The following is an 18765-nucleotide window of genomic DNA, read 5'->3' on the forward strand; positions in this document are numbered from 1 at the left end:
TAAAAACTAGCCTATCCCCTGCAGACCGGCCAAGATCTGATCGTGCGCGTCCAGCCGCGTGTGTATGTGGCGAATTTCAGCGGTCAGCCGTTGCTCCACCAACTGCAACTCCTCCCGCACGCCTTGGATCTCCGATTTAAATTCCGCCTTCAACTCCTCCCGCACCCCTTGGATCTCGATTCGTAACTCTTGGATCTCCTTCGAGTGCCGGACCACTGCGACCTCCAGGGCCCCGACACGCATTTCAATCCGGTCGCACCGATCGTTGAATACACTCAGCAACTCTTGCCGGAGTAGCGCATGTCCCTCCGCCAACATTTGCACTTGCGACGTGACATGTTCGACCATGACGCCGAAGTAGTGTTTTAATTCTGCGTCCGTCATAACCGCTGCTCGCCTTCTCCCCCTAGCATTGCACATCCTCAATCATAACGTCGTTACCCCTTCGCGGTGCGGCGGCCGTTTTCGGTGGCGAATTTGGCCTTTTCGGCAGCGGCAATCGCGGCCTTGGCCACGACGGGATCCGTCGCGGGATCCAGTTCGGGCGCCGTCCCGGCGGCCGGAATGGCGACCGGCACTTCGCGGCGTAAGCCCACCTTGGCATAGACCGCGTTCGCGATCGCGCGACAGACTTTCGGATTTTCTTTCAGGAACTGGATCGCTTGCTCGCGTCCTTGGCCGATTTTTTCGTCGCCGTATTCGTACCAACTCCCGCTCTTACTCACGACTTCTTGGGCCGCGGCGACATCGAGCAGATCCCCGAAGCGATTGATCCCTTCTCCATAAATGATGTCGAATTCGGCGTGGCGGAACGGCGGCGCCACTTTGTTTTTCACGACCTTCGCCACGGTCCGATTCCCAAAGATTTCCTCGCCGCGTTTTAATTGGCCGATCCGGCGCACGTCGATCCGAAGACTCGCGTAAAACTTGAGCGCGTTCCCGCCGGTCGTGGTCTCCGGATTGCCGAAGAAGACGCCGATCTTCATCCGAATTTGGTTGATGAAGATGAAGAGCGATTTGGAACGACTGACCGTCGCGGTCAGTTTGCGCAAGGCTTGGCTCATCAGGCGCGCCTGGCTGCCCATCTGCGCATCGCCCATCTCCCCTTCCAATTCTGCTTTCGGCACCAACGCGGCGACGGAGTCGACGACGATAACGTCCATCGCACCGCTACGTACCAGTGTTTCCGCGATTTCTAACGCCTGTTCGCCGGAATCGGGTTGCGAGATCAATAAGTCTTCCGTCTTCACGCCGAGCTTGCGCGCATATTCGATATCGAGCGCGTGTTCGGCATCCACGAATGCCGCAAGGCCCCCCGTTTTTTGCGCCTCGGCGACGGCCTGCAACGCCAGCGTCGTCTTGCCCGACGATTCAGGTCCAAAGATCTCGACGATCCGGCCGCGCGGATAACCGCCGACGCCGAGCGCGAGATCCAGTGAGAGCGAGCCGGAGGGGATCACTTCCACTTGTGCCCCGCGCTCGTCCTTGCCGAGCCGCATGATCGCGCCCTTGCCAAACTGTTTTTCAATCGTGCTCATCGCTAACGTCAGGGCCTTCTCGCGATCGGATGGTGCTGCGACTGGCTGGCTCATACTCTCTCCTTTGGTGCGCAACGCTCCCTCCTCAGTCGCGTTGCAGTTATTACTACCGCGGGCCACGGCGCCGCTCCGCTCCGCCGCCCTTACTCCTTTGGTGCGCAACGCTCCCTCCTCGGTCGCGTTACAGTTATTACTACCGCGCGCCACGCCTCCGCTACCGCTTCGGCGCGCTTACTCCTTGGGTTGGAAGTTAAACGTCTGCAGGGGAGTATAAACCGACCCTGACTTTGTCAATTGGCTTTTGTAGAGCGTCAGCTGCGCGACAGGCACGGCACCGAATTGCACGGGACCTAAACTTTCTACGCGCTTCACCAGCGCGGCCCGCAGCGCAGATCGGCCCGCGCGCGCGACAGTGAGATGGAGACGAAATTGGCGTTCATCCGCCGCAATCGGCAGTCCGGCGCACGCGTGATTCAATTCATCGTGCAGATGCAACAGCGATTCGGTCGGGCCGGCGAAACCGACCCAAATCACGCGCGGATATTTCCAATTGGGAAACACGCCGACCCCACTGCAATCGAGCGTCAGCGGGCCATACCGCGCCGCAAGGCGCGCAACGCGGGTCGCGATCTCGCCGTTCAGCAGCGACGCTTCGACACTACCGAAAAAACGCATCGTCACATGCATGTGTTCCGGCGCCGTCCATTTGACATCCTCGCCACTGTATTGCCGAAGGTCGTGCATCAGGGTGGCAACGGCACGGCGCACCACGTCCGGAATTTCGAAGGCGAGAAAGGCACGCAGTTTCATGGCAGGACGTTCCGCAGCAAATCGAGCGCCTTCGCGGCGACCCACTGCTTGAAATAGCGACGACTCCGCGGAGAACATTCGTGATGCACCAACGTCGTGTGCGGCGTCGCCACACCGATATAGACCGTCCCTACCGGTTTTTCCTCCGAGCCGCCGCTGGGGCCCGCGATCCCGGTGATCCCGATTCCATAGGTGGTGCGCGCCCGAGTCCGCGCCCCGACCGCCATCGCTTCGGCGACCTCGGCGCTGACCGCGCCGCATTGCAACAAGACTTCGCGCGGCACGCCGAGCAATTCCACTTTGGCGTGGTTGCTATACGTAATGACGCCTCGTTCAAAAAACGCCGAGGCCCCGGGGACGTCGGTCAACGTGCTACAGAGTTCTCCACCGGTGCATGATTCGGCGACGGCCAACGATTCGCCGCGAGCCGTCAGCCGTTCGCCGACCACCGAGGCCAAGGTGGCGTCGCCGGTGCCGAAGACCGCGTCGCCCAACACCGCTCGCACGCGCGCTTCCAACTGATCCAGACGTTGCACCAGTTGTGGCCACTCCGCGCCCACGACTTGTAATTTGATCGCGACGTCGGGATAGATCAGTCGATAGCCGACTTGGGTCTCGGCGAGCGCCAATCCTTGCACCCGCTCGCCGAGCACCGCTTCCGAAATGCCGAAACATTTCAGCACGCGTTCGGCACGCGTGACCGTGGGCCGATGCGCACGCAACCATGGTTGGATGTGCTGGCCGAAGAGCCATTCCACTTCGCTCGGCACGCCGGGGAGAAAGAAAAAGGTCGCCGGGCCAACGCCCAAACGCACGGCGGGCGCTGTTCCAAGCTCGTTGGTCAAGACCTCCGCCCCTTCCGGCACAAACGCCTGCTTCCGGTTCGCCGGCGGACAATCGCGATTGCGGGCCGCACAAAACTCCTGCGTCTGTTGCCATGCACTGTCGGAAAAAACGAGCGGGCGATCGAAGGCCTGCGCCGCCGCTTCGTACGTCAGGTCGTCGCTCGTCGGACCTAAGCCGCCAGTGACCACCACGCACTCCGCGCGCGCGCGCGCGTCGCGACAGGCCGCAGCAATCGCGTCCACCGTATCGCCAACCGTGACATGCCGCAGCACGGTCCAGCCTTCGGCATGACAGCCGTTCGCCACATGCACGGCGTTGGTATTTACGACTTCTCCCACCAGCACTTCATTGCCGGTGGTAATAATTTCGACGTGCCCCATGGCTCGCCTCCATATGATGATTCACTCTCTAGCACAAGCAATGCCATGCATGGCTGGTACAAACGCCGAGCGAAGCGGCGGTTCAGGCTCGATGAACAATACACGATGTGATCGATTTTCGAACAAACGTTCAAACGGTCGGCTACGACCAGCGCGTGAGCAACGTGACCAGCACCCACGTACCGGCACCGGCGGCGAGATCATCGGCGACGATACCGAGGCCACCCGGCAGGCGTTCGAAGCGGCGGATCGGCCACGGCTTGAAGACATCGAGCAACCGAAACCCGAAGAACGCAATCAATATGGTCGCCCACGTCCATGGTTGTCCCCACATGGCGAGGAAGATCCCGGCGATTTCGTCGACCACAATGGTCGATGGGTCCTCCGGATTATCGAATGCGTGACGCGCAACTTCTGCCGACCAGATCGCCACCGCGATCACGACCAATACGAGCAACAGACTCCACCATCCGGTCACGCCGCGGCAACACCACGCCAACAGCAAGGCCACGGCTGAGGCCGCCGTCCCCGGAGCGATCGGCGCATAGCCGGAGCCGAAGCCGGTCGCAATCCAGTGAGCAATTTGATTGCTTGTTCGTCGCATACTTCCTCATTCACGTGACTGGTGGTTAGTGATCGGACCAAGTGAGCCCCTTTGCCCAGTCACCAGCCACTAGCCACCAGTCACCCATTCATCGCCACTGCAGCGTGGATCGCGCCAAGACCCCATACAGCGAAAGGCGCAACGGCGGCGACACGGCCGCGGGGAAGCGGACGATATAGGTCTTCGACCAGCGAGTAATAAACGGGAAGAGCCGCCGGTCGACGCCGCTGATCGGCAATTCCGATAGACTGTCCGGCGCATGCCGCCGTCCTTGGTCGTCGACTAATTCCAACCGCCACTCGCCGTTTTTCAAATCCCCCGCTTCTTTCGGAATAAAGACACTCAAATAAAACGCGGTCCCAGTGCTGTACCACTCCGACGGCAACCCGACGGCCTCGTCGTCGCCGAGATGGCGCAACGCCGCCTCGCGCTCCACCCGCGCCTCGCGCAGCGCCGGGGTGAGCAGCACTGCGTCCCACACCAATTCGGAATGCATCGAATCGAAGTTAAAAAATTCACCCCGCCGATGATGCTGCCGCAACGTCTTCCGATACGAGGCCATCGCCTCCGTACACACCGTGAGCGCAACGAGCACGCCGAACACCACACACCAGCCTCGCAACTTTCCCTGGTCCCTGTTCATAGGGGCACCTCAAAGAATTCATTTTGTTGGGAACCTCGAAGAATGCCCCAGATGCTAGGCGCCCGCGGAGCCGCGACCGGAGCGTACGTAGTTGTACGTGAGGATCGCGGCTCCGCGGGCAACGACGCAGATGGGGTATTATCCGAGGTTCCCATGTCCCGTCCACCGTTCTCCACGCCCCAGCGTATAGCTCCGCGGCGCCGCCACTGCGGCCTCGTCCGCCGACTCCGGTCGCGCCTCCGCGGCAGGCGAAGTCTGGAGCAACTCGGTCAACCACTCCTCGACATCGGCGAACACCGCCGCGCGCTTTACTTCATTAAAGATCTCGTGTTGCATCCCCTCGTAAATTTTCAATCGTTTGCGCGTGACCGGCACGCGCCGAAAAAACCGCCGCGTCGCCTCCGGATCGCAGATCCGGTCATCCCCCGCGTGCAAAAAGAGCGCGGGGATATGAATGCGCGACGCCAACGCCATCACGACATCGAGGTTGCGCATGATTTCGCGTGCCGCATGCAGCGTCAGCGTCCGGCAGATCCGCGGATCCTGTTCGAACGCGCGCACGACGTCCGGATCGTTCGAGAGCCAGCGCGGGTCGATGTTATTGCCGACGCGCAGCCGCGGCGCGATTCGATAGAGTTGTTCCCCGCACAACCGTTTCCACCACGCCAGTTTCATTTTGAGCGCGATGTTCGGCGAGCTGACGATCAGGCCTCGCAGCCCTTTGGCGTAGCGCACCACGAAATTGAGCGCCAACTGCCCGCCAAAACTATGGCCGACGAGGATCACGGGCACGCCCGGATGCGATTCCTTGGTAAATTGGACGAATTGGGCCAAGTCGCTCAGCAGGTCTTGCACGTGATCGAAATGGCCGCGCGGCCCATCGGATTGGCCATGTCCGCGCTGGTCGTACAACGCCACGCCGAAGCCGCGCGCTACGCAGTGCCGCACCAGCGCACCGTAGCGCCCGCTATGTTCCGCGAGGCCGTGCACCACGACCAGCATCGCCCGCGGCGCGCGCGGGACCCACCATTCATAATAGAGGCGCAATCCGGAATTGACGGCGAACGAGGAGAGGGTCCCGCTGACCGGGACCGGGACGATCGTCACGGCAGTTCCTTGCGGAGTTCCTCGAGGAGTTGGCGCGCTCGCTTGGAGAGTCGCTTCGGCGTCCGCACTACGATCTCGATACATTGATCACCCTTCCGCCCGGTGCGCACGTTCGGCATCCCCTGCCCTTTGATTCGCAATACGGCGCCAGCGTCGGTTCCCGCGGCGACATCCAGCTCGTGAGTTCCATATAATGTCGGCACAGTCAATCGGGTTCCCATCATCGTGTCGACGACCGAGAGGTCCAAGCGATGCCACAGGTCGTCGCCGCGCCGCTCGAAATTCGCATGCGCGGCCACTTGCAACGTCACGTACAAATCGCCCGGCGGTCCGCCATTCAGTCCCGCCTCGCCTTCGCCGCGCAACACTAACTGCATTTGGTCTTCCACACCGGGCGGCACTTTGATGTTCAATTTCCGCTTGGTCCGCACCACGCCGCGCCCGCGACATTCTCCGCACGGATCGGTGATCCGCCACCCCTCGCCGCGGCATTGCGCACAAGTGGCCTGCAGATAAAAAAACCCTTGGCGCGTCGTGACCTGTCCGCTGCCATCGCACGCACTACACGGCGTGCGACCCTTCGGCCCGGCGCCACTCCCCTTGCATTGGGCGCAATGGGCCGTCTTGTCGATCATTAATTCGCGCTCCACGCCGTGCGCGGCCTCTTCCAGCGTTACTTTGAGCGCCGCCTCCAAATGCGATCCCGCCCGCGCGCGAGGCCCTCGCGCCCCTTGCCGGGCGCCCCCGAACCCGGCACCGCCGAACAGCTCTTCGAATAAATCGCCGAAGGACGAGAAGACCTCATCGACGCCATGGAACCCTTCGAAGCCGCGCCCTTGCAGCCCTTGGTGTCCATATTGGTCATAAATCCGCCGCTTCTCCGCGTCGCTCAGGACTTCGTAGGCCTCAGAGGCCTCTTTGAATTTTTCTTCGGCGCTATGATCGCCAGGATTGCGATCGGGGTGAAACTGCAAGGCCAACTTGCGGTATGCTTTCTTGATCTCGTTGTCATCGGCGCTCCGTTGGAGACCGAGTACGTCGTAGTAATCACGCTTCATGATCGGCGCACTACATAAAGTCTTTCCTATAAATGTCAACGTTCGAGCCCGAAAATGTTGACACTGAATAAAAACATCGGCATAACTGCGCTGAATCTCGGGGAGAATTCATGAAAACACCTAACGCACCGTTCGGCATGCGCCTTGCTACCTTATCTATAGCAATCGCAGCCCTGTTGTTCTTTTCTCCGACCCAAGCCGGCGGCCCGGCCGATCAAGACGGCGACGGCATTGCGGACACCACCGACAACTGCCCGACGGTCGCCAATCCGATACAAACGGACAGCGACGGCGACGGCAGCGGCGACGCCTGCCAACCTCCCGACAGCGACGGCGACGGCGTCGTCGATCCGGTCGACAACTGCCCGACCACCGGCAACGCCGATCAAACCAATTCCGATAGCGACGCGTTCGGCAACGTCTGCGATCCCGACGACGACGGCGACGGCATCGCGGACGGAACCGACAACTGCGTACTGCTCGCGAACGCCGAACAAGTCGACACCGACGCGGACACGCTCGGCGATGCCTGCGATCTCGACGACGACGCCGACGGCGTCCCGGACAACGTCGACAATTGCCGCGTCAATGCCAACGCGAGTCAGCTCGATCCCGACGCCGATGGGATCGGCAATCCCTGCGACACCGACGACGACGGCGACGGCGTCGCGGACGCCAGCGACAACTGTCCGCTCGCAGCCAATGCGGCCCAAACCGACACCGACGCGAACGGCTCCGGCGACAGCTGCGAGGCCGATGACGACAACGACGGCGTCCTCGATACCACCGACAACTGCCCACTGACCTTCAACATCAGCCAAGCCAACTTCGACGGCGACGCCACCGGCGACGACTGCGACGACGACGACGACGGCGACAGTGTCTCCGACACCACCGACAACTGCCTCGGCCTCGCGAATCCGGATCAGGCGGACCAAGACGGCGATAACAACGGCAACGCGTGCGACGCCGACGACGACGGCGACACATTCGCGGATGGCGCCGACAACTGCCCGACGACGGCCAATCCGAGCCAGCTCGATAGCGACCTCGACGGCGGTGGCGACGCCTGCGACACCGACATTGACGGCGACGCCCTGGTCAACGGCAGCGACAACTGTCCCGCGAATGCGAACGCCGACCAAGCGGATCAAGATGCCGACCACATCGGCGATTTGTGCGACCCCGACCGCGACGGCGACAGTATCGAAAATATCAGCGACAACTGCCCGCTCGCCGCCAACGTCGAACAAGTCGACACCGACGACGACGGCTCCGGCGATGTCTGCGACACCACGCCGGGCGCCCCGACCGAATCGCCCCCACCACCGACCGCCACCCCCGCTGCGGTCGGCGACTCCACCGACGACACCGACACTGGCGAAGTCACCGACGCCAGCGGCGACGGCGTCGTCGTGCCGTCCTCAGTGACCGGCGGCACCGGCTGCTCGTTGATTATTCGGTAAGGCTACAGAACGGCACTGCCGGATGCGCTACTGCTGAATTGTAGGCAACTTTACCCGCTGCTGCGCCGTTTCGAGATATTGATAGGCATTCCCATACTGCGGGTCCACTTCAAGCGCCGTGCGAAAGACATTCACAGCCTCTGCGAGTCGGTCTGCAGACATCAGGCCCAGGCCTAAGTTCACCCACCCCACGACGTACGACGGATCCGCAATAGTGGCGTGGCTGGACGCCTCTATCGCGGCCATAGGCTTGCTCATGCGGACATAGAGATCTCCCAAACCGGCCCATGCCGCGACGCTCCTGGGGTCGTACTGGAGAGCCGCCCGATAATCGAGCTCCGCTTCCTCAAACCGCTCCAGGCGCACGCATGTGATCGCACGATGGATGTGGCTGGAAGGGTCGGTCGGATCGATCGCGATGGCCCGATCATACTCTTGCAAGGCGGCGCCCCACTCGCCTTGATCGTCCAACCCGGAACCACGACGGTAGTGATAGTCGGCGATAGAACGCCGCCATGGATCGGCAACCAGGTAAGTGGCCGGCTTCGGGACTCGATAGCCGATCGCAGCGGGATCCCAGATGCTGAGCCCATCGGCCGTCCGCACTTGGAGAAAGACGTGGCCCAAGACTTGGTCAGCCGGCACTCCAAGCATTTGTCGCGTCTCCGGTGTTAACGCAATGTTGCTGATATCGACGAATTCGATCGTAGCGTCGGGGCCGGAATAGACGGCAAGGGCACTCGTGGCGAGCGTGAGGGCCTGGTTGGCGATATCAACACAATTTCCTAGTTTGTCTAACGTGGGCGGCACTGTCTGGCAGGCCGTCACGGTTGTGTCGACCGTTAATCCCATCTCGGCTCCGTCATGTGAGCCAACCGGACGACGGAGACACGCACCACCTTCCTGCCACGCGGCAAGACTCATGTGATAGAGTTCAGAAAAGACTCGAGCATCCCGGTGAGTGACTTGTCGAAGTAAGTCAGTGACCCGATCCAGGTATGCCGTGTTTTTGATATGAAAGGCGGGATTCCAATCGAGTTGTACAATCATCGCGGCCAGCGTATTTCGTTGCCGACGAGCGTGCTCAACGCGCGCGCCATCCCTCGCCAGACCTGCCCGTACCGCTTCGACCGTGTGCTGTCGATATTCTGCCAAAATCCCTTGTGTGATTTCGATAGGCCCCAGGGCATGATCACTCGGCCGATCCGTCGTACTAGCGCTGTTTAAGATGTCGCCACTATCGAGTGCCACCAACTCGGCTGCCGACTTCGCGGCCAACCATGGCCCAACGAGGGCGTCGGAGTTTATCGGAATCTGAATATCGTAGCCACGAACTTTCATGCGTCCATCCGTCCGATCTCTTACCATAGTATCGGCCGCTCACACGAAATGTTGCGTAACAAAAAGCCCGGAGCTGGACATGTCCAGCCCCGGGCGTTACCGCACTATTCATCACCGGTCGGTGCGCTATTCAGTCGGCGCCGCACTCCCACCCGTCACTGGCGTCTTCGTATTGGTGCGCTGGAGCGGTTGGAGCGGTGGCATGGCCTGCTGCGGCACCGCCATCTGCTGCGCCGGGGTCGCCTGCACCGGCATGGCACCTTGCATGTCAGGGCCGACGTCCGGCAAGAATGGAACAATCTTTGACCAATCCAGCGCCCACGCCGGGGCCTTGCAACTCGCCGCGTCACAGATTGTGCCCCCGTCGGGCCCCATTTCGCACTTACAGCAGACCTCCCCACCCACTCCCATCGCGACCATTCCTTCCATCTGACACTCCATCTCCGGGCTGGGTGGCGCCGGCAGATCGCCGTAGATGTCTTCCTTGTAGACGTATTTCATCACGGCATATGTCCCGCCCACTCCGCAATAACTGGCCGCGGCCATCGCATTGGCCGTGCAGATCGGTGCGGCCGCTCCAGCGCCATCTACCCCGGTGCCCCCATCTTGCACTCCTGATTTGGCACCCACTTTCTTTTTCAACTCGTCCGCTTTCCCCTTCAGATCCACAATTTCTTTTTCTGTTTTTTTGGCTTCTTCCTTCGTGGCCTTATTGCCGGATGCCGCAGCCGCTGCACCCCCCTGCTCCTGCGCCTTAACATTCAAGGCTGTAGCCGCCTCCTGCTGCGCTCCCGCTTCCTTCAGATTCGCCACCAATTCCTTCTTCTCTTTAGCGGCCTCTCCGTACGCCGGTACATTCCCGAGCGCGTCATTGAACAAATCCAGGGCATCCTTCGCCTCCTCATATGTCGCATTGGTCTGCTGCAACAATTCAAAGGCGTTCTTGCTGTTTTTTCCCGGCAAGTCCATCAACCAGCCTTTGTCATAGGTCCCTTCACCACAAATCTGCGCCAAACCATTCGCCGCACCCTGACCGCCACCACCCGCCGGTGGCCCCTTGGGACCAAACATCGTCCCTTCCGCTTTGCCGCCGCTACCTCCACCTCCACCTTCTCCACCCGCGAACGCAACGCCGCCATTGCCCGCCGTCGTCTGCCCGCCCGTTGGCCCACTGCCGCCGCTCAATCCGACGACCTCTGTCTGCCAGCCGCGCCCACAGGCGGCACCATCGACGTTGACACCACTCGCCTTCAATTTCCCGAGAGCCGTCTCCACCATTTTTTGACCGCCACTCTGCGGACCATCGCCTTCCATCGCCGTCAAATTGGGAAGTTCCGCAGGTTGCGAAGCCCCCATCCCAAGTTTTTCCTCGAGCGCGCCTTTCTTCTCCGCTAACTTCTGTAAATAGGCCTCCGCAATGAGCTCCTGATTTGTTCCGGCCGCCAGTTCGGCCGCTGCCGTGAGTGTCGGCCCCCCCACATTACCGACCAGGTCGGTCATCGCCACGCCATGCCCCGCCGCAATCACCTTACCGTCCGACCACCCAACGGTCATCGCATTCACGCCCGCACGCGCCTCCGTCATGGAAAAGAACTCCTTCGTGACATCCCACGCCATCTCCGTCATCTTGCCGTCTCGCTTGAGGACCACGGCGTCCAGAAAAAAGCCATAGTCATACCGAATGGCTTGCGAGGCACATTCCTCGGCACTGTATTCCGATAAACCGACTTTTGCGCGGTGGGTGTTGATGACCGCGCAGATGATATCAAAAGCGTCGGGCGCCTGCGTCGGCTGAAGCGGCGACTTGGTACTCGTTTTGGGTTGTTTCGTAAGCTTCGACTTGGCCTGCTGCACCATGGTCCAAGCGCCTTTTGACGGCTTCGGAGCACTCACGCCGTACACGATACCGGGTAACACGCTCAGACCCAGCATCACCGCCAACCATTTCCTGGTACGCATCGTTGCCCCCTACGCATTCCACGGTTGCATGTCACGTTACGGACAGGTCCACACCCCAAGTAGTTCAATCTGACGGACTTGTGCTTAAAGAGCTTCTCACAAATTATCACAAAGTGTTTACTTGCGCAGCTGCGCCGGCAGGATATTCTTCCGCATCCGCAGGAAATTCGGCGTCACTTCGACTTGCTCGTCGTCGCGGATGAACTCGATCGCTTGTTCCAACGTGATCGGCACGATCGGCGCGAGCGACGTGCTTTCGTCTTTTGCGGCCGCACGCATATTGGTGAGCTTCTTCGCCTTGCACGCGTTCACGTTCAGATCCACTTCCCGATTGTGCTCCCCGATAATCATCCCCTCGTAGACCTCCACGCCCGGCACCACAAACAACCGGCCTCGCGGTTCGAGATGAAACAGGCCGTATTCCACTGCCGCGCCGGACCGATCCGCCACTAACGATCCTGTCACACGACTCTGCAGATCGCCGCGATACGGTTCATAGCCTTGCAGATACGAATTCATCAGCCCGGTCCCTTTGGTGTCGGTCAGGAACTCGCTGCGATACCCGATCAAGCCGCGCGATGGGATCGAGAATTCCAACCGAACCCGTCCGGAACCGTGATTCACCATGTTGGTCATGCGGCCGAGTCGCCGCGAGACCTTTTCGGTCACGACGCCGGTAAAGTCTTCATGGATGTCCACAAACAGATGTTCGATCGGTTCCAATTGTTCGCCGCGCGGTCCGGTCTTGAAGATGATCCGCGGCCGCCCCACCGCTAATTCGAATCCTTCCCGCCGCATCGTTTCGATCAGGATCGCCATCTGAAATTCGCCGCGCCCTTGCACCACGAAACAATCGGGACTCTCGCCCGGCATCACGCGCAGCGCCACATTGTGGAGCGTTTCTTTCTCCAGCCGTTCCAAAATGCGGCGCGACTGGACGAATTTGCCGTCGCGCCCGGACAACGGCGACGTGTTCACCATGAACGACATCGCGACCGTTGGTTCATCCACGACGATCCGCGGCAACGCCTTCGGCGACTCGGCCGCACAGATCGTGTCGCCGATCGCGACCTCTTCGATCCCGGAGAGGATCACGATATCGCCCGGCTCTACGAGCTCGGCCTCATGCGTTTGAATCCCTTCGTAGACTTGGAGACTGGAGATCTTGAGGGAACGCGGCACGCCATCGGCGGCCAGTCGGACCAAGTGTTCTCCCTGATGGGCCTGGCCATGAAAGACCCGCCCGACCGCCAGGCGACCGACGTAATCGGAATATGCCAAATTGGTCACGAGCATTTGGAACGGCTCGGTCGGATCGTAACGCGGCGGCGGCACTTCGTGCATGATCGCGTCGAGCAATGGCGCGAGATCGGTGCCCGGCGTGTCCAGCGTCGGCTGCGCAATGCCGTCGCGGCCAATGGCATACAACACGGGGAAATCGATCTGCCGTTCGTCCGCGTCGAGGTCGATGAACAGATCATACACCGCGTTCAGCACTTCTTGCGGCCGCGCATCCTTGCGATCGATCTTATTGATGACCAAGATCAGCGCCAACCGCGCCTCCAACGCCTTCTTCAAGACGAAGCGCGTCTGCGGTAACGGACCTTCCGAGGCGTCGACCAGCAAGATCGCGCCATCGACCATTTTCAGACCGCGTTCGACCTCGCCCCCGAAATCGGCGTGACCCGGCGTATCGATGATATTGATCTTGTGTCCTTGCCACGCGATGGAACAGTTCTTCGACGCGATCGTGATTCCACGTTCCCGTTCCAGATCCATACTGTCCATCACCCGCTCATCCACGGACTGATGGGCCTGAAACGTTCCACTTTGACGCAGCATAAAATCGACCAACGTCGTCTTGCCGTGGTCCACATGGGCGATAATGGCGATATTCCGTAAACGATCGTTCTGCGCAACGGTATGGGGCACGGCGTGATCCTTTCGTACTGTTTGGCTCAGTGACACTTGCTGGCGCGAAGAACGGACGACACTATTTCGCCATAAATCGATGCTTTTTCAGATAGGCCCGGGCAGCACGCAAGAATCGCTGCACGTCGGTAATGCATTGTTGCGCGTCGTGCTCCGTAAACACAAACGCCGCACTGTAATCCGATTCCTCGCGGTACTTTTGCGCCCGACTCAAGACACGACCATAACTCGAATCGAATAGACCAGGCTTGATGAACAGCAGGCTGAATCGGTTCAGGACTCCGGCATGACTCTTCGCCTCAATACCACGGGTCAATAGCAATGCGGTCGCCGCATGAAACGCGGCGTAATAGGCGCGCGAGATGGCATCGGCGTACAGGGATTGCGCCATTAAGACCTCGGCTGCCCGAAAACTCTCGCGCCCGCGTTCGATCTCGGCCCGAATGTTTTCCCGCTTATTGGCGACATTCATAGATCGATTCCATCCCGTGCAATTTCTTTCGCCAGCAGGCGTTCTCGACGTTGCAACAATCGATACCACTTTCGCTCGACAATCAGCGGCGACAAGATCCGCTCGGCCTGCACGGACAGGTCGTACGCTGCATCCAGCAGCTGATTTTTTTCCTCCCGCGTCAACGCGTCAACGACTACGAGGAGGTCAACGTCGGACTCCTCGGTCGCCTCACCACGCGCCCACGATCCAAACAGGCGATAGGCCTGCAGTCGCTCCCCCAACTGCTTCCGCAGTTGGGCCTTGTACATCGTGCACAATTTCCGTTCCCGAGGACTGAGCCGCATCGTGGGCGTCGTATAGAAAAGATGCGGGGCGGAGTCAAATAATCACTGGGAGCGTGAGGCGTGGGCACGACAGATGACAGCCCCGCTTCTTATTCAGACCCGTTCTCTCTCTGCCGTCGGTACAACCGCAGGCACCCGACGACGACGCCGGAGATAATATTGATACCACCGATCAGCCCGCCCCAAACCAGACTGGAGAGCATGATGGCGTCCCATGAAAACGCGAATTGAAACTGCAATGGTGAGGAATCAGGAGTAGTCGTAATCGGACTCCCATACAGCAAGGCTCCGACGACGATGTTTATGAGTGCGGCAACGCTGGCACCAATCAGAAACCCAAGCCCTAAGCCACACATCCCGCCGATTCCACCGGCTCGCAGATAGCGCCACCAGATGATTCCTTTTGGCATTGGCATGGATCTCTATTTTCAATGCTCCATTTGCTATTTTCTCGATCTTCCCGCTGACGACAAAAGCGAAAGCTTCAGAAAATAGATAATCGAAAATGGAAAATGGAGGACGATTTTCCTGGCGGAAAATCGTTGCGCCCCTGGCAGGGATCCCCTCCGCGCTCCGCACTGCGGGGACTTCCTCGGCGACCATCCGCCTGCGGCGGCTGGTGCCCGCCTCGGTCGTCGAACCTCGCCAGTGGCCCCTGCCTCCATTCCCGCACTGTGGGGCAACACCCGCCTTGCCTGGCGTCGGTGCGGTGCCGGCCAATTCCGTTCCCGCGCCAAAGGCGCAACCGGAGGCTGGTGTCCCCTCCGTGAACGCCGTGCCCGAACAACAACGTTCGGGCACGCCACTCCGGGGACCCGCATCCGTAATCGCTGCGGCCAGCAACTGCCCAGCCGCAGCTCAACGGCTGCGTGCCAGCCCCCGCCTGCGCCCCTGGCAGGGATCGAACCTGCGACCCCAGGTTTAGGAAACCTGTGCTCTATCCACTGAGCTACAGGGGCGTCTCGCAGCCCTTGGTTACCGGAATTCGCGCTGGAGAAAAAGTGGATTTTCTCTGGCAGAGATCCACTCCGCGCTGCGGGGACCCTGTGCCCGCACTAACCCATCGATCTAGCGTCGGCTCGTCTATCGACGATCAGCATGGCCTGCTGGGGGGCGCGCCAGATCCACTGAGCTACAGCGGCGATTAGTCGTATCGGACCAGCGAGCAGACGTCGTAGGCCTCCAGGGCGGCGCGGCCGGCTAGGAAGCCGAGTTCGATGAGAAATGCGCATTCGGCGACGTGCGCGCCCTGCCGCTCTACTAATTGCGCCGTCGCGGCCACCGTGCCGCCAGTGGCCAACAAGTCATCGATGATCAAGACGCGCTGCCCCCGCGTCAGTGCGTCGGCGTGGAGTTCGATCGCCGCCGTTCCATATTCCAGCGCGTAACTTTGCGTCACCGTGGCGGCCGGCAACTTCCCCTGCTTCCGGGCCAAGGCCAGCGGTTTTTTCAGTTCATACGCCAACGGCGCGCCGAACAGAAAGCCGCGCGACTCCACGGCGACAATTGCGTCGATCGGACGTTGGCGATAGCGCTCCACCCAATAGGCGGTGACGCGAGTACAGATTGCCGGTTGCAATAAGAGCGGAGTGATATCTTTAAACAGGATCCCCGGCTTCGGAAAGTCAGGAACGTCACGGATCGCCGCACGGACGGCCGTTGCTAATTCGCCACCGACGTATGCGTATTGACCAGCCATGTATGTTCCTCTCATCTATTGTTGTCGCGCCCGAAATGGCTTGTTCACTCTTCGTTCGCGCGGTCGTCCGGTCGCAACGTGTTTCTGCCATTTCTCTTGAGTCGGCGCCGCCGTCATCGTTGCGTTGGGCTCTATCGGCGTTGTCTCACGCTGCGCCACTGTCGTCTCGGGCGGCGACTGCGCCGCTTTTGGCGTTGCTGTTTGTTTGTCACCGCGCGTCTTCGGCGCCGCCACCGGCGCCTTGGCCACGACCGGCGCATTCCCCCCACCCTGGGACCGCGCCTTGGCTACTAGCGCTCGCTCTTCTCCATTCCGAGGGTTCAAAAAAAATAGGGGGTTGCGGGCTTGCTGTCCATACCGAACTTCGAAATGCAGATGCGGTCCGCTGGCGCGGCCGGTTGCGCCGACCTTCGCGATCACGGCCCCTTGTCGGACCCGCTCGCCCTTTTCCACCAAGTGTTTCGAATTGTGCGCATACGCCGTGTAGTAATGATCCGGATGCCGCAAAATTACGATATTGCCATAGCCGGACAGTTTCCCGACGAACGCCACTTCGCCCGCCGCCGCAGCGCGGACGGGATCGCCCAGCTTGCCGCCGATATCCAGCCCGTCATGACGACGCCCGCCGCGCAGGCCGAACAACGAATGGACAGTGCCCTCCACCGGCCAGGCGAATTGCCCATGGAACACCTTCACGGATTTCGATCCGCTCCGTTCCGCCCGCGGCACTTTCGGTACGCGCTTCGCTGCACTCCGCCCGACGATCTGTTCGCTGGCGAATAATTTGTCCGACCGATCCATGCGTCGCGCCGGGATATAGACGCGCGTCCCGGTTTTCATCGCGGATTCATCCTGGAGATTATTCCACTCGGCCAACTCTTGAACGGAGATATGGTAGCGACTCGCGATGCTCGCCATCCCGTCGCCCGGCTTCACGATATGAAAACCGCCCGCCCGCACGCCGAGCGTCGCACAGGCCGGCAAGACCATGATCAAGAAGAGAAGGATCCCCGCGTGCACGCGCGGAATGTAGCACAGATCTACTAGGAGCGCCACCCATACGCCCCGACCAACTTCACAAAACGGCAGTCGGTCAGGGTGTCTTGCGTAAATTGCGCGCCCTTTCGAGTCACACGCAGGAGCGTCTGCGCCTCTGTGGAGCCGACCGGGATCACCAAGCGTCCGCCGTCGGCCAGTTGCGCCAAAAAGGCTTGCGGGATCTCCGGCCCGCCCGCCGTCACGATAATCGCGTCGAATGGTGCAGCCTCGGGCCAGCCAACGGTGCCATCGCCGATACGAAGCGAAAAATTGACCAGCCCGAGATCGTACAACACGCGCCGCGCCCGATGCGAAAGCGTGGCAATGCGTTCGATGGAATAGACTTCACGAGCCAGGCTGCAGAGCACCGCCGTTTGATAACCGCATCCGGTCCCGATCTCCAAGACCCGTTCGGTCCCCGTCAGCCGCAACTGCGCGGTCATATAACCGACGATGAACGGTTGCGAGATCGTCTGCCCTTCGCCGATCGTCAACGGGCGATCGGAGTAGGCCTGGTCCCACAACCCCTCTTCGACAAAGAGATGGCGCGGCACCTTGCCGATGACCGAAAGCACGCGCGGATCGCGCACCCCACGCCGTTCCAATTGTTCGCGGACCATGCGGCGGCGCGCCACATGCAGTCCCTGTTGTCGCGCAGATAATCCGCCCTGATGAAAGCGATCGCGTCCCGGCATTGTGCCGCGTATCGCAGATCGTGTGGGTTGGGGCAAGCCTGCTACTTCGTCGCGCGATAAATTTCCATCGCCTCGCGAAGATTCTGGCGCAGCGCTTGGGCGCGTTGGTGACCGGTCGGATGCGACGCGAACGTCTGTTGCCATTCGCGCGTATAGCGTGAAATTGGGCGGTGCGAATGCTGATGCCCTCGCGCCTCACGAATCGCTTGGCGACTGAAGACGCGAATCATGGTCTTGGGATTATAGCCGGCCCGCGCCATGTAAATCATCCCGCGGTAATCGGCCTCGATCTCATATTCGGCATGGCGCGGCCGCTCGCCGCCCTTTTCGCGGCGCGCCCAGTGGCGTTTCGCGGCGTGTGCGACCTCGTGCGCCACAATGGAAGCAAGCTCGTCTTCTTTGTCTTTGCGGACAAACCCCTTTTTCTTGTCCCAAATCCCTTCGAACATGATGATCTTGCCGCCCGGGTAACACCCGGCATTGGCAATCGAGGACGGCACAACATGAATTTCATAGGGAAGCGCCGGCAAGTCAGAGACCGCGGCGACCCGATGGAGGATCCCCTGAACCCGCGCCACCATCTCCGGGTCGGCAGCCCGCTCCGATGCCATCAGCTTCAAACTGCGCTGTAACGCCTCTTTTCCGACTTCCACATCCTCGGAGATCGGCGGAAGGGCATGCGCCCCCGCAGCGTGCGCGACCGACGCCAGCAGCGCGAATGCGACGGTCAGAAGAACGAGGGTCCCACGTGACTTTGACTCCATAACCAACCTCCCAGTTATGTAGTCGTATAATCAATTCCCGTGCCCTCCTGACGGCACTGTCCCGTTCAGACGGAGACCAGTCTATCT

Annotated in this window: 19 protein-coding genes and 1 tRNA gene; 1 reads left to right on the forward strand and 19 read right to left on the reverse strand. The window is 60.7% G+C overall.

Annotated elements, in window-relative coordinates; translation table 11 throughout:
- Window positions 1-6: 6 nt before the first annotated feature.
- The 8 genes from HY696_06940 to dnaJ form a co-directional block, all read right to left on the reverse strand.
- The gene (locus HY696_06940) at window positions 7-384 is read right to left on the reverse strand and encodes a hypothetical protein (protein ID MBI4238136.1); all 378 of its coding nucleotides are present in this window, start codon (window positions 382-384) and stop codon (window positions 7-9) included.
- A gap of 53 nt (window positions 385-437) precedes the next feature.
- On the reverse strand, window positions 438-1592 hold the full coding sequence (gene recA, locus HY696_06945) for a recombinase RecA (GenBank protein ID MBI4238137.1): 1155 nt from the start codon (window positions 1590-1592) through the stop codon (window positions 438-440).
- Between the two features lie 177 nt (window positions 1593-1769).
- Window positions 1770-2348 carry an RNA 2',3'-cyclic phosphodiesterase gene (gene thpR / locus HY696_06950; protein MBI4238138.1) on the reverse strand — a complete coding sequence of 193 codons (579 nt, stop codon included), beginning with the start codon at window positions 2346-2348 and terminating at the stop codon, window positions 1770-1772.
- Window positions 2345-3574, reverse strand: a complete 1230-nt coding sequence (locus HY696_06955) for a competence/damage-inducible protein A (protein MBI4238139.1) — start codon at window positions 3572-3574, stop codon at window positions 2345-2347. The genes thpR and HY696_06955 overlap by 4 nt, the downstream gene beginning before the upstream one ends.
- Window positions 3575-3716: 142 nt before the next feature.
- Window positions 3717-4178 carry a phosphatidylglycerophosphatase A gene (locus HY696_06960; GenBank protein MBI4238140.1) on the reverse strand — a complete coding sequence of 154 codons (462 nt, stop codon included), beginning with the start codon at window positions 4176-4178 and terminating at the stop codon, window positions 3717-3719.
- Window positions 4179-4266: 88 nt separating this feature from the next.
- Window positions 4267-4821 carry a hypothetical protein gene (locus HY696_06965; GenBank protein ID MBI4238141.1) on the reverse strand — a complete coding sequence of 185 codons (555 nt, stop codon included), beginning with the start codon at window positions 4819-4821 and terminating at the stop codon, window positions 4267-4269.
- Between the two features lie 138 nt (window positions 4822-4959).
- Window positions 4960-5928, reverse strand: coding sequence for a lysophospholipase (locus HY696_06970; GenBank protein ID MBI4238142.1), 969 nt, complete (start codon window positions 5926-5928; stop codon window positions 4960-4962).
- On the reverse strand, window positions 5925-6989 hold the full coding sequence (gene dnaJ, locus HY696_06975) for a molecular chaperone DnaJ (protein MBI4238143.1): 1065 nt from the start codon (window positions 6987-6989) through the stop codon (window positions 5925-5927). The genes HY696_06970 and dnaJ overlap by 4 nt, the downstream gene beginning before the upstream one ends.
- A gap of 107 nt (window positions 6990-7096) precedes the next feature.
- Here dnaJ and HY696_06980 point away from each other — a divergent pair, with 107 nt between their 5' ends.
- Window positions 7097-8452, forward strand: a complete 1356-nt coding sequence (locus tag HY696_06980) for a thrombospondin type 3 repeat-containing protein (GenBank protein ID MBI4238144.1) — start codon at window positions 7097-7099, stop codon at window positions 8450-8452.
- 27 nt (window positions 8453-8479) lie between these two features.
- Here HY696_06980 and HY696_06985 read toward each other — a convergent pair whose 3' ends face one another.
- The 11 genes from HY696_06985 to HY696_07035 all read right to left on the reverse strand — a co-directional run bounded on the left by HY696_06985 (window position 8480) and on the right by HY696_07035 (window position 18678).
- Window positions 8480-9793 carry a tetratricopeptide repeat protein gene (locus tag HY696_06985; GenBank protein ID MBI4238145.1) on the reverse strand — a complete coding sequence of 438 codons (1314 nt, stop codon included), beginning with the start codon at window positions 9791-9793 and terminating at the stop codon, window positions 8480-8482.
- A gap of 126 nt (window positions 9794-9919) precedes the next feature.
- On the reverse strand, window positions 9920-11752 hold the full coding sequence (locus HY696_06990) for a hypothetical protein (GenBank protein ID MBI4238146.1): 1833 nt from the start codon (window positions 11750-11752) through the stop codon (window positions 9920-9922).
- Between the two features lie 117 nt (window positions 11753-11869).
- Window positions 11870-13684 (reverse strand): translational GTPase TypA, encoded by a 1815-nt coding sequence (typA, locus tag HY696_06995; protein MBI4238147.1) that lies wholly within the window; start codon window positions 13682-13684, stop codon window positions 11870-11872.
- 61 nt (window positions 13685-13745) lie between these two features.
- Window positions 13746-14156, reverse strand: a complete 411-nt coding sequence (locus tag HY696_07000; GenBank protein ID MBI4238148.1) for a HEPN domain-containing protein — start codon at window positions 14154-14156, stop codon at window positions 13746-13748.
- The gene (locus HY696_07005) at window positions 14153-14482 is read right to left on the reverse strand and encodes a nucleotidyltransferase domain-containing protein (protein MBI4238149.1); all 330 of its coding nucleotides are present in this window, start codon (window positions 14480-14482) and stop codon (window positions 14153-14155) included. The genes HY696_07000 and HY696_07005 overlap by 4 nt, the downstream gene beginning before the upstream one ends.
- Window positions 14483-14571: 89 nt before the next feature.
- Complete coding sequence (locus HY696_07010) at window positions 14572-14898, reverse strand: hypothetical protein (protein ID MBI4238150.1); 327 nt, start codon at window positions 14896-14898, stop codon at window positions 14572-14574.
- 470 nt (window positions 14899-15368) lie between these two features.
- Window positions 15369-15441, reverse strand: a tRNA-Arg gene (locus HY696_07015).
- 185 nt (window positions 15442-15626) lie between these two features.
- Window positions 15627-16181 (reverse strand): adenine phosphoribosyltransferase, encoded by a 555-nt coding sequence (locus HY696_07020; protein MBI4238151.1) that lies wholly within the window; start codon window positions 16179-16181, stop codon window positions 15627-15629.
- A gap of 15 nt (window positions 16182-16196) precedes the next feature.
- Window positions 16197-17237, reverse strand: coding sequence for a peptidoglycan DD-metalloendopeptidase family protein (locus HY696_07025; GenBank protein ID MBI4238152.1), 1041 nt, complete (start codon window positions 17235-17237; stop codon window positions 16197-16199).
- Complete coding sequence (locus HY696_07030; protein ID MBI4238153.1) at window positions 17225-17914, reverse strand: protein-L-isoaspartate(D-aspartate) O-methyltransferase; 690 nt, start codon at window positions 17912-17914, stop codon at window positions 17225-17227. The genes HY696_07025 and HY696_07030 overlap by 13 nt, the downstream gene beginning before the upstream one ends.
- Window positions 17915-17955: 41 nt before the next feature.
- On the reverse strand, window positions 17956-18678 hold the full coding sequence (locus HY696_07035) for a M48 family metalloprotease (protein MBI4238154.1): 723 nt from the start codon (window positions 18676-18678) through the stop codon (window positions 17956-17958).
- Between the last annotated feature and the right edge of the window lie 87 nt (window positions 18679-18765).

Source organism: Deltaproteobacteria bacterium, from assembly GCA_016210045.1.
Taxonomy (GTDB): Bacteria; UBA10199; UBA10199.

What these genes read in the sequence shown, in the direction of transcription:
- HY696_06960 (MBI4238140.1), bottom strand. Translation starts at nt 4,178, where the DNA reads ATGCGACGAACAAGCAATCAAATTGCTCACTGGATTGCGACCGGCTTC.
- HY696_07005 (MBI4238149.1), bottom strand. Translation starts at nt 14,482, where the DNA reads ATGCGGCTCAGTCCTCGGGAACGGAAATTGTGCACGATGTACAAGGCC.
- HY696_07000 (MBI4238148.1), bottom strand. Translation starts at nt 14,156, where the DNA reads ATGAATGTCGCCAATAAGCGGGAAAACATTCGGGCCGAGATCGAACGC.
- HY696_06940 (MBI4238136.1), bottom strand. Translation starts at nt 384, where the DNA reads ATGACGGACGCAGAATTAAAACACTACTTCGGCGTCATGGTCGAACAT.
- recA (MBI4238137.1), bottom strand. Translation starts at nt 1,592, where the DNA reads ATGAGCCAGCCAGTCGCAGCACCATCCGATCGCGAGAAGGCCCTGACG.
- HY696_06955 (MBI4238139.1), bottom strand. Translation starts at nt 3,574, where the DNA reads ATGGGGCACGTCGAAATTATTACCACCGGCAATGAAGTGCTGGTGGGA.
- HY696_07030 (MBI4238153.1), bottom strand. Translation starts at nt 17,914, where the DNA reads ATGCCGGGACGCGATCGCTTTCATCAGGGCGGATTATCTGCGCGACAA.
- HY696_06990 (MBI4238146.1), bottom strand. Translation starts at nt 11,752, where the DNA reads ATGCGTACCAGGAAATGGTTGGCGGTGATGCTGGGTCTGAGCGTGTTA.
- HY696_06980 (MBI4238144.1), top strand. Translation starts at nt 7,097, where the DNA reads ATGAAAACACCTAACGCACCGTTCGGCATGCGCCTTGCTACCTTATCT.
- thpR (MBI4238138.1), bottom strand. Translation starts at nt 2,348, where the DNA reads ATGAAACTGCGTGCCTTTCTCGCCTTCGAAATTCCGGACGTGGTGCGC.
- HY696_06985 (MBI4238145.1), bottom strand. Translation starts at nt 9,793, where the DNA reads ATGAAAGTTCGTGGCTACGATATTCAGATTCCGATAAACTCCGACGCC.
- HY696_07020 (MBI4238151.1), bottom strand. Translation starts at nt 16,181, where the DNA reads ATGGCTGGTCAATACGCATACGTCGGTGGCGAATTAGCAACGGCCGTC.
- HY696_06965 (MBI4238141.1), bottom strand. Translation starts at nt 4,821, where the DNA reads ATGAACAGGGACCAGGGAAAGTTGCGAGGCTGGTGTGTGGTGTTCGGC.
- HY696_07010 (MBI4238150.1), bottom strand. Translation starts at nt 14,898, where the DNA reads ATGCCAATGCCAAAAGGAATCATCTGGTGGCGCTATCTGCGAGCCGGT.
- HY696_07035 (MBI4238154.1), bottom strand. Translation starts at nt 18,678, where the DNA reads ATGGAGTCAAAGTCACGTGGGACCCTCGTTCTTCTGACCGTCGCATTC.